The 15,947-nt window shown below is 71.5% G+C and carries 17 protein-coding genes; 9 read left to right on the forward strand and 8 right to left on the reverse strand.

The window, feature by feature from the left end:
• Positions 1 to 7 precede the first annotated feature (7 nt).
• Complete coding sequence (locus ABD481_RS34925) at positions 8 to 652, reverse strand: hypothetical protein (RefSeq protein ID WP_344670120.1); 645 nt, start codon at positions 650 to 652, stop codon at positions 8 to 10.
• A 149-nt stretch (positions 653 to 801) separates the two neighbouring features.
• Here ABD481_RS34925 and ABD481_RS34930 point away from each other — a divergent pair, with 149 nt between their 5' ends.
• Positions 802 to 1,527 (forward strand): MerR family transcriptional regulator, encoded by a 726-nt coding sequence (locus tag ABD481_RS34930; protein ID WP_344670121.1) that lies wholly within the window; start codon positions 802 to 804, stop codon positions 1,525 to 1,527.
• A gap of 128 nt (positions 1,528 to 1,655) precedes the next feature.
• On the opposite strand, the gene ABD481_RS34935 is transcribed toward ABD481_RS34930, so the two are convergent.
• Positions 1,656 to 2,078 (reverse strand): nuclear transport factor 2 family protein, encoded by a 423-nt coding sequence (locus ABD481_RS34935; RefSeq protein ID WP_344670122.1) that lies wholly within the window; start codon positions 2,076 to 2,078, stop codon positions 1,656 to 1,658.
• A 106-nt stretch (positions 2,079 to 2,184) separates the two neighbouring features.
• Between ABD481_RS34935 and ABD481_RS34940 the strand changes: the two genes are divergently transcribed.
• The gene (locus ABD481_RS34940) at positions 2,185 to 2,751 is read left to right on the forward strand and encodes a TetR/AcrR family transcriptional regulator (protein ID WP_344670123.1); all 567 of its coding nucleotides are present in this window, start codon (positions 2,185 to 2,187) and stop codon (positions 2,749 to 2,751) included.
• A gap of 15 nt (positions 2,752 to 2,766) precedes the next feature.
• Here the strand turns inward: ABD481_RS34940 and ABD481_RS34945 are convergent, their stop codons facing one another.
• On the reverse strand, positions 2,767 to 3,231 hold the full coding sequence (locus ABD481_RS34945; RefSeq protein WP_344670124.1) for a PPOX class F420-dependent oxidoreductase: 465 nt from the start codon (positions 3,229 to 3,231) through the stop codon (positions 2,767 to 2,769).
• A 237-nt stretch (positions 3,232 to 3,468) separates the two neighbouring features.
• Entirely contained in the window at positions 3,469 to 5,331 is a 1,863-nt protein-coding gene (locus ABD481_RS34950) for a ricin-type beta-trefoil lectin domain protein (RefSeq protein WP_425559368.1), read from the reverse strand.
• A 285-nt stretch (positions 5,332 to 5,616) separates the two neighbouring features.
• Between ABD481_RS34950 and ABD481_RS34955 the strand changes: the two genes are divergently transcribed.
• Positions 5,617 to 6,804, forward strand: coding sequence for a hypothetical protein (locus ABD481_RS34955; RefSeq protein ID WP_344670125.1), 1,188 nt, complete (start codon positions 5,617 to 5,619; stop codon positions 6,802 to 6,804).
• Here ABD481_RS34955 and ABD481_RS34960 read toward each other — a convergent pair.
• Positions 6,794 to 7,351: a sensor histidine kinase gene (locus tag ABD481_RS34960; protein ID WP_344670126.1), complete on the reverse strand. Its 558-nt coding sequence runs from the start codon at positions 7,349 to 7,351 to the stop codon at positions 6,794 to 6,796. The two genes, ABD481_RS34955 and ABD481_RS34960, sit on opposite strands and share 11 nt — an antisense overlap.
• Positions 7,352 to 7,380: 29 nt before the next feature.
• On the opposite strand from ABD481_RS34960, the gene ABD481_RS34965 reads away from it, so the two are divergent.
• Positions 7,381 to 7,533 (forward strand): hypothetical protein, encoded by a 153-nt coding sequence (locus tag ABD481_RS34965; protein ID WP_344670127.1) that lies wholly within the window; start codon positions 7,381 to 7,383, stop codon positions 7,531 to 7,533.
• 188 nt (positions 7,534 to 7,721) lie between these two features.
• On the opposite strand, the gene ABD481_RS34970 is transcribed toward ABD481_RS34965, so the two are convergent.
• The 3 genes from ABD481_RS34970 to ABD481_RS34980 are packed head-to-tail and all read right to left on the reverse strand — an operon-like array spanning position 7,722 to position 9,966.
• On the reverse strand, positions 7,722 to 8,435 hold the full coding sequence (locus tag ABD481_RS34970) for a response regulator transcription factor (RefSeq protein WP_344670128.1): 714 nt from the start codon (positions 8,433 to 8,435) through the stop codon (positions 7,722 to 7,724).
• A 58-nt stretch (positions 8,436 to 8,493) separates the two neighbouring features.
• On the reverse strand, positions 8,494 to 9,099 hold the full coding sequence (locus ABD481_RS34975) for a TetR family transcriptional regulator (protein WP_344670129.1): 606 nt from the start codon (positions 9,097 to 9,099) through the stop codon (positions 8,494 to 8,496).
• Positions 9,100 to 9,117: 18 nt separating this feature from the next.
• Entirely contained in the window at positions 9,118 to 9,966 is an 849-nt protein-coding gene (locus ABD481_RS34980; protein WP_344670130.1) for an SDR family NAD(P)-dependent oxidoreductase, read from the reverse strand.
• Positions 9,967 to 10,321: 355 nt separating this feature from the next.
• On the opposite strand from ABD481_RS34980, the gene ABD481_RS34985 reads away from it, so the two are divergent.
• From ABD481_RS34985 to ABD481_RS35005, 5 genes are all read left to right on the forward strand, one after another.
• On the forward strand, positions 10,322 to 11,878 hold the full coding sequence (locus ABD481_RS34985) for an MFS transporter (protein WP_344670131.1): 1,557 nt from the start codon (positions 10,322 to 10,324) through the stop codon (positions 11,876 to 11,878).
• A 262-nt stretch (positions 11,879 to 12,140) separates the two neighbouring features.
• The gene (locus ABD481_RS34990; RefSeq protein ID WP_344670132.1) at positions 12,141 to 12,407 is read left to right on the forward strand and encodes a phosphopantetheine-binding protein; all 267 of its coding nucleotides are present in this window, start codon (positions 12,141 to 12,143) and stop codon (positions 12,405 to 12,407) included.
• 140 nt (positions 12,408 to 12,547) lie between these two features.
• Entirely contained in the window at positions 12,548 to 12,970 is a 423-nt protein-coding gene (locus tag ABD481_RS34995) for an SgcJ/EcaC family oxidoreductase (RefSeq protein ID WP_344670133.1), read from the forward strand.
• Between the two features lie 280 nt (positions 12,971 to 13,250).
• Complete coding sequence (locus tag ABD481_RS35000; protein ID WP_344670134.1) at positions 13,251 to 14,684, forward strand: FAD-dependent oxidoreductase; 1,434 nt, start codon at positions 13,251 to 13,253, stop codon at positions 14,682 to 14,684.
• A gap of 27 nt (positions 14,685 to 14,711) precedes the next feature.
• Positions 14,712 to 15,515: an SDR family oxidoreductase gene (locus tag ABD481_RS35005; RefSeq protein ID WP_344670135.1), complete on the forward strand. Its 804-nt coding sequence runs from the start codon at positions 14,712 to 14,714 to the stop codon at positions 15,513 to 15,515.
• Positions 15,516 to 15,947 lie beyond the last annotated feature (432 nt).

The following is a 15,947-nucleotide window of genomic DNA, read 5'->3' on the forward strand; positions in this document are numbered from 1 at the left end:
AGGAACGTCAGAAGCCGCCGCGCGGCTCGATCGCCAGGCGCGGGGAATCGGCGGTGAGCTGCGTCCGGTGGGTGATGGCCCGGTCGAGCTGGCGGGCCAGGCGGGGCAGCGTGGTCGAGGCCAGATAGGCGTCGGCGCCGGAGTCGAGCAGCCGCTGCACCGGGCCCTTGTAGCTGATGCCGAGCTCCGGGTCGTCGAGTTCGGCGACCATCACGCGGGCCCGGGGGAACCGCTCGCGCAGGCTGCCGAGCAGCTGCGGGCTGATCGGCGGGACCAGCAGGATGTCCACGGTGTCGGGGGCCGACTCCATGTCGAGCACGATGTAGTCGGCGCCGAGCTCGGTGGACAGGGAGGTGCGGACGGTCTCGGAGAGCTTCATCGCGGTGGCCACGACCGTCACCTCCGCGTGGTGGACCGGCTGCGGAACGTCACCGGCCGGACTCCCGAAACCGGTTCCGGAACCGGTCCCGGACCGGATGACCGTGCCCTCCAGCGGACCGCCGGCCCCGGTGACCCGCGCGAGGTCCTCGCCGTCGCGAGTGATCGTCAGCACCTCGCCCGGAGCCAGCCCGGCTATGAGCTCCACCAGGTCGGCGGGCAGGCGCGCGGCATCGACACGCCGCCCGGACCGTACGGTTCCTCTGTCGCTCATGGCCCCCACTCCGCAAACCTGGATCGAGAGATCAGATCAAGTATCATCGCAGGTACCAAGTTCCGACCAGCCATCAGCGGATCGGGTGATGTCCTGAACTCAGTCCCCTTACAGGTACGGGACAGGACCGCAGCGGGAAGGCGCACGGGGTGAGCGACGAGGAGTACCGCGTCGACGAACTCGCGCGCCTGTCCGGGATGACGGTCCGCAACATCCGCGAGCACCAGTCCCGCGGCCTGCTGCCGGCCCCCACCGTCCGCGGCCGGGTCGGCTTCTACGGACCCGAGCACCTGGCCCGGCTGGAGCAGATCAAGCGCCTCCAGGCCGACGGCTTCACCTTGGAGTCGATCCGCCGGATGCTCGGCGGCGGCGCCGAGTTCATGTCCTTCGCCGCGGCCGTGCACCAGGTCTTCGACGACGAAGAACGGCGCGTAGTACGCCTGGAGGACATCCACACCCTGTTCCCCGGCCTGGAGGACCGCGCCGACGCCAGCGCGGCCCTGCTGGACGCGGCAGTCGACCTGGGCCTGCTCCGCCCGCTGGGCAACGGCCGCTACGAGGAGCGCTCACCCCGCCTGACCCGGATCGGCGCCGAACTGATGGCCCTGGGCATCCCCCCGGCCAACGCCCTGAAGGCGGCATCCGAGGCTCGCACACACGTACAAGCGGTAGCCCGCGGCTTCGTCCAGCTGTACATGGACCAGATCTGGGCCCCGTTCGAAGCCGCCGGCTACCCCGCCGACTCCTGGCCCGACATCCTCAGCGGCCTGGACCGGCTGCGCCCCCTGGCCCTGGACTCGGTACTGGCCCTGATGCGGATGGCGCTGGACGAGGCGGCGACGACGCTGATCGAGGAGCGGGCAGGGCTGCGGTAGGGGGCGGGGGGCGCTCGTTCGGCTGCGGGGGCGCAACAGGGTTCTGGTTCTTCGCGTGGGCGAGCAGGATGTCCTGGCGGCTCGCGACGCGCAGATCGGGGCCGGTCGGTGTCAGCTCCCGGTCGGTGTCAGCTCCCGGTCGCGATACGCCGGTCCGCCTCGCTGATGCGGACATCGTTGATGGAGGCGTAGCGGCGGCTCATAAGGCCGTCGGCGGAGAACTCCCACTGCTCGTTGCCGTAGGAGCGGAACCATTGACCGGTGGCGTCGTGCCATTCGTATTCGAAGCGCACTGAGATGCGGTTGTCGGTGTAGGACCACAGCTCTTTGCGGAGGCGGTAGTCGAGTTCGCGTTCCCATTTGCCGCGCAGGAAGTCGATCACTTCGGCGCGGCCGTTCAGGAACACGTCGCGGTTCCGCCACTCCGTGTCCTCGGTATAGGCCAGGGCCACTCTCTCGGGGTCCCGGGTGTTCCAGGCGTCCTCGGCCATCTGGACCTTCTGGCGGGCGGTCTGTTCGGTGAACGGCGGCAGTGGCGGGCGTTGTGACATGGGGTGTTCCTCTCTCAGTCGGCGAGAACGAGCGTTCTCAGCGTCTGTGAGTAGAGTAGGGGAACGATCGTTCTCGCCGCAACCGATGCGGAGGAGGGTTCTGCTGATGACCGATCAGGCCGATGTCGACCGGGCTTTGGACGCCGCCGAGCGCCTGTTCAACGCGCGCGGGGTGCAGGGCGTGGGGATGGACGCCATCCGTGACGCGTCCGGCGTGCCGCTCAAGCGGCTCTACCGCGAGTTCCCGTCCAAGGCGGATCTGCTGCACGCGGTCCTGGAGAAGCGTGACCTCGATGTCCGCAGCGCCATCACCGGGTTCGTCGACGCCAACGCGGCGTCGGGATCACCGCGGGATCGCGTTCTCGCGGTGTTCGACTACTTGGCGGGCTGGTTCGCCGAGCCGGATTTCCGCGGCTGCATGTTCCTGAACACCGCGGGCGAGCTCGGTGGGACGTCGCAGGACGTCTTGACGGTCGGGCGCCGTCACAAGCTGGCGCTGCGCGACTATCTCAGCGAACTGGTCGACGCCGCGGAGCTGCCCGAGGCGCTGGCCGACCAGCTGCTGGTGTTGGCGAACGGCGCCATGGCCACCGCGGCGCTGAACGGCACGCCGGAGGCGGCCGGTCAGGCGCGGGCGGCCGCGGCGGTGCTGATCGACGCGGCGGTACGGTAGCGGTACACCGGGCACTCAGTCCGCGAGCCGCGCGGGGAACCCGCCGGTGGCGACCGGGCCCCAGCGGCGCGGCGTGACCCGGATCAGGGACTTGCCCTGCTTCACCATGGCTTCGCGGTACTCGTCCCAGTCCGGGTGCTCGCCGGCGATGTTCCGGTAGTACTCGACCAGGGGTTCGACGGACTCCGGCAGGTCCAGGACCTCGGCGTCGCCGTCGATCTGCACCCAGGGGCCGTTCCACTCGTCGGACAGGACGACGACGCTGACCGCGGAGTCGCGGCGGGCGTTGGTGGTCTTCGCCCGCTCCGGATACGTCGACATGACCAGGCGGCCGGAGTCGTCGACGCCGCAGGTGAGCGGGGAGGCCTGCGGAGAGCCGTCGGCGCGCCGGGTGATGAGCAGGGCCCGGTGCCGGGGTCGGACGAACTCCAGCAGGCCTTCGAGGTCGACGGCGGTATTCGTGGCGATGGTACGAGGCATGTCTCCACATTCTAGAGGAAACAGCCAGATCATCGGCGGAGGCCGGAGCCCGGCGAGCGTTCCGCCGAACTCCGGCCCCGGTTCCGGCCTCGGCCGGGGGACTCCGATCCTGGGATCTCAGCCCAGGTATCTCAGCCCTGGCATCTCAGCCCAGGTATTTCAGCCTGGACCTCCAGCCCTGGGACTTCAGCCCTGGGACTCCAGCCCCCGACCGTCACCACCCTCCAATCCCGACCCTCAGGTCGGAATCGTCCACTGCTGGTTCGCCGATCCGAAGCAGTCCCAGATCTGGAGCCTGGTCCCGTTCGCCGAACTCGGCCCGGTGGCGTCCAGGCACCGTCCGGAGTTCGGGTTCACGAGTTCGCCGTTGCTCTGGTGCTGCCACTTCTGCGCGGCCGTGCCGTTGCAGTCGTACAACTGCACCTGCGTCCCGTTCGCTGTACCGGCGCTGGTGATGTCCATGCACTTGCCGAGGGCCTGGATCGACCCGTCGGCGGCGATGGTCCACTGCTGCGCGGCGGTGCCGTTGCAGTCGTAGAGCTGGACCGCGGCGCCGTTCGCGGAGCTGGCGCCGGCGACGTCCACGCACTTGCCGCCGTAGCCGACGATCTGGCCGGTCCCGCTGCCGCCGCCGCCCCCGCCGGTGCCCTGGGTGCCGCTCCAGACGAAGGTCGCCGAGGTCTGGGCCGGCAGCTGGTAGCTGAAGTGCTCGTTGCCCCAGTTGACGGTGAAGGTCTGGGTGCTGCCGGACTCGTTGTAGGCGACCACGGCCTTGGAGCCGTCCGGGTTCTTCCAGGCGACGTTGGGGACGCTGCTGTTCGCGGTGGAGGCGACGCGGTAGGCGCCGGCCCGGACGAACTTGGTGAGCTGGCCCATGTCGTAGTACTCGATGTTGTAGTCGACCCGGCCGCTGACGCTGTCGCCGTTGTGGACGGTCACCAGGCCGGAGCAGGTGCCGCAGCCGCCGTTGTGCGGGCCCATGTTCTGGTCCACCGCCAGCGACCACTTCACCACCGACTTCCCCCAGTTGCGGGTGTAGTCGATGATGTTGTTCATGTCCTCCTGCTGCTGGTTGCCGATCCAGGTGCCGCCGGAGTGCTCGGTGTCGTAGGCGTCGACGGACGGGTACTGGTTGTGGATGTCCGTCTGCGTGGTGACGCTGCCGCCGTAGCCGTGCCAGGCGATGCCGCCGAAGTTCGGGTCGTTGCGGACCGCGGTGTCGTTGACGGTCGGCGCGCCGTAGGAGGCGTAGGTGTCGGGGTTCCAGTCCAGCGCCAGCACCTTCGTCGACAGGCCCGCGGCGTGCAGGGCCGGCAGCAGGTTGGTGCCGGTGAAGTAGTCGAGCCCCGAGCCGTTCCACTGCATCGAGGGGTAGCCCGAGCAGCAGGTGGGTTCGTTCTGCACGGAGACGAAGTCGATCGGCACGCCTTGGGCCTGGTAGGCCTGGAGGTACTTCACGAAGTACTGCGCGTAGGCGGCGTAGTACTGCGACTGCAGGTAGCCCTGGCTGTAGGCGCCGCTGTCCTTCATCCACGGCGGCGCGGACCAAGGGCTGCCCATGACCTTGACGTCCGGGTTGAGCGCACGGGCCTGCTTGGTCAGCGGCAGCACGTCGGCCAGGTCGTGGCTGATCGAGAAGTGCGCGAGCGAGGCGTCGGTCTGCCCGGCCGGCATGTCGTCGTAGCTGTAGCTGTAGCGCGCCAGGTCCGAGGCGCCCATCGGGTTGCGCAGGAAGTCCAGCCCGATGCCGGTGCTGGGGCTGAACAAGTTGTTCATCAGGGTGTTGCGGGTGGACGCGGACAGCGCCCCGCTGCTGTTGATCAGCCAGGCCGCGGTGTCCGTGAAGGACGCGCCGGCGCCGGTGAACTGCTGGTAGCGGGTGTTCTCGTCGACCGTGACGGCCTGCCCGGCGCCGCTGGTGCCGGCCGAGAACGCGATCGGGGCCTGCTGCTGGAGCCCGCGGGTGACGTTCCGGCCGCCGGAGTCGCTGGTGGTGGTCAGCCAGATGTTGACCGACTCGTTCGCGGCGTGCGCGGCCGGCGCGGTGAGCAGCGCCAGCCCGGAGGCGGCGAGCGCGGCGGCGGCCGTGGAGCAGATCAGGGTCCTGAGTCGATGTCGGCGCCTTCCGTTCGCCCGGTCCGGGTGGGGGGAGTTTTCGAACACGGAGCACCCCTTGCGGTGGATGTGGTGGGGGTAGGTGTTCGCAGCTTGATCAGGGCATGATCGGTGGGGAACGATCGGGCAGCCCTTCTCACCACCTTTTGCTACGACGTGATTGAACTGCCGGGGCCGGTCGGTCGTCAAGGGTCTGGACCAATCGGTCTGGACCAATTCCGGCGGCGGTGTCACCGGGCCGCAACCGCGCCGCCGGTAGAACCGCGATTCATGACAACGAACCAGAACTCTGTCCCGCCCCGCGTCGGCGCCCGGCTGTCACGCCGCGGACTGATCGGGGCGTCCCTGGCCGGGATCGGCGCGGTCGGCGGCCTCGGCGACACCGCCCGGGCCGCCTCCACCGGATCGGGGCACGCCGAGTACACCGCGAGCACGGCGGGCCTCTCGACCCTCGCGGACACCGTCTTCGACGCGCTGGAACGGCACCGCCTGGTCGCCCTCGGCAAGGTCCACGGCCTTCGGGAGCACCATGACGCGCTGGTGTCGGTGCTCACCGATCCGCGCCTGCCCGATCTCGTCGACGACATCGTGATCGAGGGCGGCAACGCGCGCTTCCAACCGGTCGCGGACCGGTTCGTCGCCGGGCAGGCGGTGGCCGCCGCCGAGCTGCGGCCGCTTTGGCGGGACTCGACGAACTCGCCGCTGGCGACCGGGGACGAGCCGATTTATGAGGACTTCATCAGGATCCTGCGAGCCGTCAACTGGCGGCGGCCGAACAACCGCCAGGTCCGGCTGCTGCTCGGGGACTCCCCCATCGACTGGTCGGCGACCACCACGCCGGACCAGGTGCTCGCGTTGCGCAACGGGCGCGACGCGTTCGCCGCGTCGCTGATCCAGCGCGAGGTGCTGAAGAAGGGACGCAGAGCCTTGATCTGCTACGGTGCCGGGCACGTGACACACCGGGCACCCGTGGCTCAGCCCCCGAGCCAGACCGCAGCCCAGCGCTCATCCCAGCCCTCGTCCCCAGCGCCGGACGGCCTGGTGTCGCTCATCGAGCAGCGGACCGGTCGGCGGGTGTTCTCGGTCGTGACGCTGGTGCCCCTGGCCGACGACCCCGGCGGCCTGGCCGCGAGGCTGGCGGCGTACCCGCGCGGCGTGGTCATCCCGACCGCCGGCACCTGGCTGGGGGCGTTCGACGCCGGGAACGTCTTCCCGATCGTCGCGCCGGGACCATCCGGCCGGCCGGTCAACGTCGACTGCGGGGTACCGCTCGGCGCCCTCGTAGACGCCGGATTCTATCCGGGCCGGCCCGAGGACCTGACGATGTCGCGTCCGAACCCGGCCATCTATCTGGATCCCGTCTACTGGGCCGAACTTCAGCGGCGCAACGGTTTGCAGGGCGGCATGTTCGATCTCAGTACGCCTTCCCGTTATGCGAGGCCTGAGCTCAGGCCTTGACCGCTACGGGCACAGCAACGGCGGCGGAACGCCACGGCGTCGTGGGCATCGGCGATCGCCTGCACGATCGACAGGCCGAGTCGCCGCGTGCCGTGCGGTCCTCGTCCAGGCGGGTGAAGGGCTGGAAGAGACGGTCGACGGCGTCCGCCGGGATCACCGGTCCGCTGTTCCGAACGATCAGGACGGCTCGGCCACCGTCGACCCGGGTCTCGACCCGGATGTCGCCGCCGGGGACGTTGTGGCGCAGCGCGTTGTCCATGAGGTTGGCGATGAGACGCTCGGCCAGGTTCGGATCACCCAGAGTCGGCGCGGTGCGCAGGTCCGCATGGACCGCGATGTCGGCCGGTGAATGCGCTGTGCACGCTGTCAGGGCGTTGCGAGCAAGGGCGGCAAGATCGACGGGCTCGCGACGGTCGGTGCCGGCCTGACCGCGGGCCAGGGCGAGCAAGGCTTCGATGACGCGCTCCTGCTGGGCGTTCGCCACCACGATCCGCTCGTGCGCGGCGCGCAGCGTGTCGGCGGACGCCTCGGGATCGTCGAGCGCCACCTCCGCGATCGCGCGCTGCCGCGCCAGGGGTGTGCGCAGCTCGCGACGAAGTAGCCGAGGGCGACCGCCGCGAGCGTCGTCAGGCCGAGGGCGAGAGCGGACCGGACGGCGAACTGGTGCAGGTCGGCCGCGTGCAGTTGGCCCAGCCGGGCTTGGAGGTCGTGGGCCGAGGCCGGGACTGACTCGGCCTTGAATACGGGTTCTGATTCTGTGACGCCAGGTGGCTGGCGCGCGGAGTAGACGGCGGTGTCGGCGGTTCGGGCGACGAGGATGTTCACGACGGCGAGCAGGGCGCCGCCGGAAACCAGGAACAGCGCGCCGTACAAGGCCGTGAGCCGCGTGCGGGCCCCATGCCGTCGCGGACCGCCCATCAGACCGAGTCGGGTTCCGTTTGATCCGGCGCGCTGCGATCCGGTGCGGTGCGGTCCGATCCGATCCGGTAGCCGAATCGGGCCACGGTCTCGATCACCGGCAGGTCGCCCAGTCTGCGACGCAGCCTGCTGACAGTCACCTTCACCGCCGTGGTGACCGGGTCCGCCTGGTCGTCCCACACCCGTTCCAGCAGCTCCTCGGCCGACACCACGCGGCCGGCGGCGGCCAGCAGGACTTCGAGGACGCCGAACTCTTTCGGCCCCGGATCGAGCGGCCGGCCGGCCCGTCGCACCCGATGCCGCGCCACGTCGAGTTCCAGATCGCCGTGCCGGAGCACCGGCGCCACGGCGGGATGCGCGCGCCGCCCCAGCGCCTGGATCCGCGCGGCCAGTTCCGCGAACGCGAAGGGCTTGGGCAGGTAGTCGTCGGCGCCGAGGGCCAGTCCTTCGACCCGGTCGCCGATCGCGGCGGCCGCGGTCAGCATGAGGATCCGGCCCTCTCCCCCGCCCGCGACGACCTCCGCGCAGACGCGGTCGCCGTGCAGGCCGGGCAGGTCGCGGTCCAGCACGATGACGTCGTAGCGGTTGAGCTGGGCCTTCTCCAGGCCGGCGGGGCCGTCGAAGGCCAGGTCGACGGCCATGCTCCGGCGGCGCAGCCCGACCCCGATCGTCTCGGCCAGCTCCTCGTCGTCTTCGATCACCAGGACGCGCATCCGAGAAGTGTGGCCCGGGTTCATAACAGGAGCATGAGAAACCGGGCCCGGTTCCGCATCAGGACCCGGCGATCCAGGCCAGCACGGCGTCCAGGACGGCGTCGGCCGAGGCGTCCGGCTGGTCCTGGCCGATGCCCAGGACGGCGAGGCAGTGCACGGAGGACCAGAGCGCGAAGTCGAGGCCGGGATGGCTCGCGGACAGGTCTTCCATCGACGGCGCGACGCGGGCCGTCATCAGGGCTTTGACAGCTTCGACGGTCCCGTGGCAGGCCATGGCGAACAGGCCCGGGCGGCCGCGGGCGAACGCGATGTAGCCGTCGGCGACGGCGCGGACGCGGGCCACCGCCGCTGTCACGGGATCGGCGCCGGAAACAGGATCGGCGTTCGCACCGGGATCGGCGTCCGCGCCCACCTGGCGCAGCGCCCCGTCGATCGCCTCCGACAACGACATCAGAGCCCTGTCCTTCGCCGCCGAGCGCAGCTCGTCGACCTCTGCGAAGTGGCGGTAGGCGGCCGTCGGGGTCACGCCGACCTGCCGGGCGGCGCCGCGCACGGTCACCGCGTGCGGTCCCCCGCGACGGGCCAGGTCCAGCGCGGCCTCCGTAAGCGCGACGCGCAGGTTGCCGTGGTGGTATGTGGAGCGGTAGGTCGGCATCTCGGGCATGTCACCGTGACGACGCGGTCAGCGCGGCTGTGACGGGAACTGTCGGGCCACGAACAGGTCGAAGGCGCTGTCCGGGAGGAGCCGGCGCAGGCTCAGCGCGCCGCGGGCCAGCGGGCCGACCGGGTAGCGGACGCGCGGGCGGCGGGACAGGACCGCGCGCTCGATCGCCGCCGCCACCTTCTCCGGCGTCACCGCGAGGCGGCCGGCGGTGGTGCGGCCTTCGTGGACGGCGACGGCCCAGGCCGCGAGGTCGTCGTAGAAGCGCTGGTAGGCCGGGCCCGGCTGCCCGGCGAACTGCATGACCGCCGTGGCGAAGAAGCTGCTGCGCACGGTCGCGGGCTCGATCAACGACACCCGGACGCCGAACGGGGCGACCTCCATGCGGAGGGAGTCGCTGTAGGCCTCCAGCGCGTGCTTGGTGGCGTGGTACAGGCTGCCGCCGGGCGGCGAGAACCGGCCCAGGATCGAGGAGATGTTCACGATCCGGCCGGCGTTCTGCTCGCGCATGCCGGGCAGGACGAGCTGGGTCAGACGGAGCGCGCCGAACAGGTTGGTCTCGAAGGAGCCGCGGACGGTCGCCAGCGGCACGTCCTCGACGGCGCCGTGGATCCCGCTGCCGGCGTTGTTGACCAGGACGCCGACGGCGCCGTGGTCCTCGACGACCCGCTTCACGGCGGCGTCCGCCGCGGCCTCGTCGGTGACGTCGAGCCGCAGGGTCCGGATACCGGCGGCGGCCAGCGGCGCGAGGGCGGCGACGTCGCGGGCGGTGGCGTAGACGGGCAGGCCCGCCTGGTGCAGGCGGAGGGCGGCGGCCCGGCCGATGCCGGAGGAGCAGCCGGTGATGAGGGTCGCACGCGAGGGCGCCATCGGAGGAGTCCTTTCCTGGGAGCCGGGTCTCAGTCTGGCAACTTCGCAGGGCTCGGATTTATCCCGGATTGCCCAATGCGGGGTCCGGGCCGCTTTCCGGATCGCGGCCGGGGCACGGCGCCCGAGCAGGCCGCCGCCTACCTCCGGAACCCCGGGCGGGCAAGACTCGGCAGGCGTTTTGTTCCAACGTGCTCTGGATGCGGATATCTCGGGAAGGTGAACCAGAGCGCTGGTTTACTGATGCCGACTTCTGCATGTCACGTCACGGGAGATCCCGCGGCGTGGAGCGGCGGTGCCTTCGCGCTTACTCACGCTGGGCTGCGCCAGGAGCCATCGCGACTGGGAAAGCGGGAGTATGACGTCTCGACAGCGCTTGGCGCTCGGTGTGGCGCGGCTGACGGTGTCCTTGGCGGTCACCGACACCGTGGCCATCGCCGTGGCCTTGAACAAGCTCCGGATGAATCTGCACGCCTCGACGGCGGCGCTGGTGTGGACGCTGAACGCGTACCCGCTGGCGTACGCGGTGCTGCTGCCCTGCGGCGCGGCGCTCGGCGCGCGGTACGGGCACGGATGCGTCATCGGCCTGGGACTGGGGCTGGCGGCCGTCGCCTCGACCGGCTGCGCCGCCGCCTGCACCATCGGCTTCCTGATCGCCTGGCGGGCGGTGCAGGGGGCGGCGTGCGCGCTGGCGGTGTCCGCGGCCGCCAGTCCGCCGGCCGGGCTCTTACCGCCCGAGGCCGGCCGGCGTCCGTTCAGCGGCGCCGGAGTGACATTACCCACCGCCGGGCTGCTGGCCGGCGGGGTGCTGGTCGAGATCGGCGGCTGGCGCTGGCTGTTCGCGGCCGGCGCGGTGCTCGGGGCAGTGGGCGCCGTGGGGGCCGCGGCGCTGGTGCGGGAGTCGGCGCTGGCGAGGGTATCGATGAGCCCGACGGCAGCGGCCCGGACGCGAGAGACGCAGGCCGGCACCGGCCTCGCCGGGCCGCAGCCGCGCCTGGACCTGCCCGGGCGGCTGGCCATCGGGGTCGGGGTGCTGGGACTGGCCTGGACCGTGACGAACGGACAGGACGCCGGGTGGTGGAGCACGCAGACACTGACCGCCCTGGCGGTCGGACTGATGGCGACCGGCTTCCAACTGGCGTGGCACGTGCCGCTGGGCGGGTTGCACGCGCGGGTGTTCATCGCTGTGAACGCGGCGCAGTTGTGCGTGTCGGCGTCGCTGTGCGGCGGACTGTTTTTGCTTGCCCGGTACTTCCCCGAAGTGACCGGCGACGGGCCCTGTATGACGGCGCTGGACTTGGCCGCGACCACGGCGGCACTGGTGCCGGGGGCTTGGGTGTTCGCGGTGCTGGGGCGGAGGGCGAGACCCGGGGGCGATGAGGGTGGTGGCGGCGAACGGCATCCGGGTGGGGGCCGTGGTCGGGGTGGGGGCCGTGGTCGGGGTGGGGGCCGCGGTCCAGCAGGGAGCCGCGGTCCGGTAGGGAGCCGCGGTCCGGTAGGGAGCCGCACCACGGCCGGGGCACGCGGCCTCGCCGCGGCCGGGCTCGCGGTCCAGACACTCGCGCTGGTGTGGCTGGCGCTGGCCGGCGGACCCCGACCGGGGCACTGGCCGCTGCTCGGGGCGCTGACCGCCACCGGATTCGGGGCGGGGCTGGCGGTCTCGGCGGCGCGGGAGGCCGCGGAAGGGGTGGGAGCCAGGGGGCGGAGGGCGTCGGCGCCGGTCCTGGGGCTGCTGGACACCGTGCACCTGTTCGGCGGGGTGCTGGGGGTCGCCACGGTCGGCGCCCTGGTCGTGGCCCGGCACCAGCTGCGGCTCGACGGGGCGTCGGGGGCCGTGGTGCCGGTGGCGTGGGCGCTGGCGGGAGTCGCCTTGATGGGGACGGTGGCGGCCTGGGCGCTGCCCGGCCACGAATAGCGCCTTTTTGTCAGTCTCCTGATATTCGTGGTGCGCGATGCCCGGTGGCCGCGTCGTTTTCCGACCGCAAGCTCAAAGATGCCCCCGCGAGCCCTCCGGAGCGACGCTGATCCCGAACCGCCGGGCGCATCCGGCGTCGGCACGCCCCGTGGCGACGCGGGCGGTCGCCGGCGCGGTCGGCCGCAACAGCCGCCTCTGCGAGCCCCGACCGCCGGACCGGATCCGGTACGGCACTCATCCGACCCCGCAGTAGGAGGTTGTCATGGCAAACGGTCTGCCGGAAGCGCTGGACGCGACCGAGATCGAACGCCGGGTCGCCGAGATCTGGCACGACGTGCTGAGCATTCCGGAGGGGAGCCCGGCCGACGCCACGTTCTTCGAGCTCAGCGGACAGTCGATCTCGGCGGTGCGCATCGTCGCCCGGATCGAGGAGGAGCTGGGGGTGCAGGTCGACATGGGCGATCTGTTCGAGGACCCGGACCTGGCGAGCTTCGCGCGCGACGTCGCGGCGAAGGCCGCGGCGGTGTGAGGGCCCGGACGCCGCCTCTTTATCGCACCTCTTTATCGCACCTCTTCCTGGTGCCTCTTTCTGGCACCTCTTCCCGGCGTCTCTTTCTGGCACCTCTTCCAGACCGCCGAGAACCCGACCGCGCTCACAAGGGAGCCGACATGTCCCGCACCAACAGCATCGCTCCGACGCCCCAGGACCAGGCCGCCGTGGCCGCCGTCCCGGGCCGGATCATCAAGGCCTGGGCGGACCACGACGCCGACGCCTTCGCCGAGACGTTCACCGAGGACGGCACGATGATCCTGCCCGGGCTGTACCGGGAGGGCCGGGAGGAGATCCGCTCCTTCATGGCCGCCGGGTTCCAGGGCCCGTTCAAGGGCACCCGGGTGACCGGGGCCCCGATCGGCGTGAAGTTCCTGACCGAGGACGCGGCCCTGGTGGTCACCGCGGGCGGCGTGCTGCACCCCGGTGACGAGAAGGTGTCCCACGAGCGGGCGATCCGCGCCTCGTGGCTGCTCGTCAAGCGGGACGGCCAGTGGCTGCTGACCGCGTATCAGAACAGCCCTGCGAACAGCGCCGCCTGATCCGCCTGATCCGCCTGATCGACCTGATCGGCGTTGGCCGAGCCGCCGGAGCGCGACCCGCTCCGGCGGCTCGGCGTGTTCCGGAGTGCTCTGAACAGGGATGACAGTGCCACTTCGGCCCGCAATCCAGGAGATGCCCGTCCCGGGCCCCGGGCCACATCGTGAAGCCCAGGGGCGAACGCGGCCACCGCCCGAGCCCGCTCGATCCCCACGCCCCGCCCGAATCACCACCCGCCCGATTCCACACCCGACCGACCCGATCCCCCAGGAGGTGGGCGAGATGCTCGACCAAGACCCCCGGCCGGCGTCCGACGGCGATCCGACCCGCGCCGTCGTGCTCGGCGGCAGCATCGCCGGGCTGTTCGCGGCCCGGGTGCTCGCCGAGGCCTACGACGAGGTCCTGGTCGTCGACCGGGACACCGTCACCGGCGTCGACGGCCCGCGCCGCGGACGTCCGCAGGGCAAGCACATCAACGCCATGCACGTGCGCGGCCGGGTGGTGATGGAGGAGCTCTACCCCGGCATCACCGACCAGCTCATCGCCGACGGCACCCCGTTCGGCGACTTCTCCGGCTCGGTGCGCTGGTACTTCCGCGGCCGCCCGGTCAAGCGCGCCGACATCGGCTACATCGCGGTGCCCGCCTCGGCGCCGCTGATGGAGCGCCGGATCCGCGAGCGCACCGCCGAGCTGCCGAACATCCGGTTCGTCGAGCGCTGCGACATCCTGGGACTGGAGGCCACCGCCGACCACGCCCGGGTGACCGGCGTGAAGGTGCAGCCGGCCGGCCGGGCCGGGGAGACGATCGCCGCCGACCTGGTGGTGGACGCGACCGGGCGCGGATCGCGCACCCCGGTGTGGCTGGAGGAGATGGGCTACCCGCGGGTCGAGGAGGAGCGGACCAACATCGGGCTGGGCTACGTCACCCAGAACTACCGGATGACGGCCGACCCCTACGCGGGCGACCTGGCGATCATCCCGGTCGCCTCCCCCGACGTGCCGCGCGGCGCCATCTTCACCAAGACCGAGGGCGGCAAGACCCTGCTGACCGTCTACGGCATCCTCGGCGACCACCCGCCGACCGACCAGCAGGGCCTGTACGAGTTCGTCAAGGGCCTGCCGGTCCCGGACATCCACGAGGCGCTGAAGCACGCCGAGCCGCTGGACGAGCCGGTCGCCTTCCGCTTCCCCACCACCCAGCGCCGCCACTACGAGCGGATGGGCCGGTTCCCGGCCGGGCTGCTGGTGATCGGCGACGCGGTGTCCTGCTTCAACCCGGTCTACGCCCAGGGCATGACGGTCGCGGCGCTGTCCGCGCTGACGCTGCGCCACCACCTGCACTCCGGGGCGATGCCGGACTCCCTGCAGTACTTCCGCGACCTGGCGCGCGACGTCATCGACCCGCCGTGGGAGATGACGCGCACCGTGGACCTGGGTTTCCCCGGCGTCGAGGGCAAGCGGGACTTCAAGGTCCGGATGGGGCAGCGCTACCTGGCGATGGTCCAGGTCGCCGCCACCCGCGACGGCTCGGTGACGGCCGCCTACATGCGCGCGGCCGGGATGCTCGACCGTCCCGAGAGTCTGATGCGCCCGGGCATGGTGGTCCGGGTCCTGCTGAACGCACTGCGCGGCCCGGCCGGCCCGGCCGCCGTGCCCCCGGCCGTGGCGGAGGGCGCCGCCGCGCCGGCCCCGGCCCGCCTGACCGGCTCCCGGTGACGAGCGAGAGTGAGAGGACGAGATCCCATGACCGAGGCCGCCGTGACGACTCCGGGACTGCTGAAGGACAAGGTGGTGCTGATCTCCGGCGTCGGGCCGGGACTGGGCCGCGAGATCGCGGTCCGAGCCGCGACGGCGGGCGCCGACGTGGTACTGGCGGCCCGCACCGAGACCACGCTGAAGACGGTCGCCGCCGAGGTCGAGGCCACCGGCCGCCGCGCCCTGGCCGTCCCGACCGACATCACCGACGACACCGCGCGCCGCGCCCTGGCCGACCTCGCGGTCGAGGCCTTCGGCCGCCTGGACGTCCTGGTCGCCAACGCCTTCGCGGTCCCCGCCATGACCGACCTGACCACCCTCGACCTCGACGCACTCCGCACCGCCCTGGAAACCGACGTCTTCGCCACCCTCCGCCTGGTCCAACTCCTGGCCCCGGCCCTGGCCGACCACCACGGCTCGATCGTGATGATCAGCTCCGGCGTGGTCCACCACTCCCGCCCGAACTTCGGCGCGTACAAGATGTCGAAATCAGCCCTCCGTTCGCTGGGCAGCAGCCTGGCCACCGAACTCGGCCCGCGCGGAGTGCGCGTGAACACGGTCGTGCCGAACTACATCTGGACCGACGCCCTGAAGGGCTGGTTCCAGTATCAGGCCACTGAGCGAGGCGTGCCGCTGGAGCAGATCTATGCCGAGACCGCGGCGGACTTCGACCTGCGGCGGCTGCCGGAACCGGGCGAGGTCGCCAACGCGGCGCTGTTCCTGGCCTCGGACCTGGCCGGGGCGATCACGGGGCAGAGCTTGAACGTGGACGCGGGGGAATTCCACAGTTGAGGGTGGGGGCCCAGCTCGGCTCAGGCTGGATTGGCCCAGCACGGCCCAGATCAGCTCGCCTTAGGTGAGCGGCAGGCTCCGGCTCGGGCTCCGGCCCTGGGTCTAGCTCTGGCTCTGGCTCTGGCTCTGGCTCTGGCTCTGGCTCTGGCTCTGGCTCTGGCTCTGGCTCGGGCCCTGGCTCGGGCTCCGGCTCTAGCTCGGGGCTCGGGGCTCGGGGCTCGGGGCTCTGGCTCTGGCTCTGGCTCTGGCTCTGGCTCTGGCTCTGGCTCTGGCTCTGGCTCGGGCCCTGGCTCGGGCTCCGGCTCTAGCTCGGGGCTCGGGGCTCGGAGCTCGGGGCTCGGGGCTCGGGGCTCGGGGCTCTGGCTCTGGCTCTGGCTCTGGCTCTGGCTCGGGCCCTGGCTCGGGCTCCGGCTCTAGCTCGGGGCTCGGGGC

It is taken from the genome of Catenulispora yoronensis, from assembly GCF_039531695.1.
In the GTDB taxonomy this organism is placed as follows: Bacteria; Actinomycetota; Actinomycetes; order Streptomycetales; family Catenulisporaceae; genus Catenulispora; species Catenulispora yoronensis.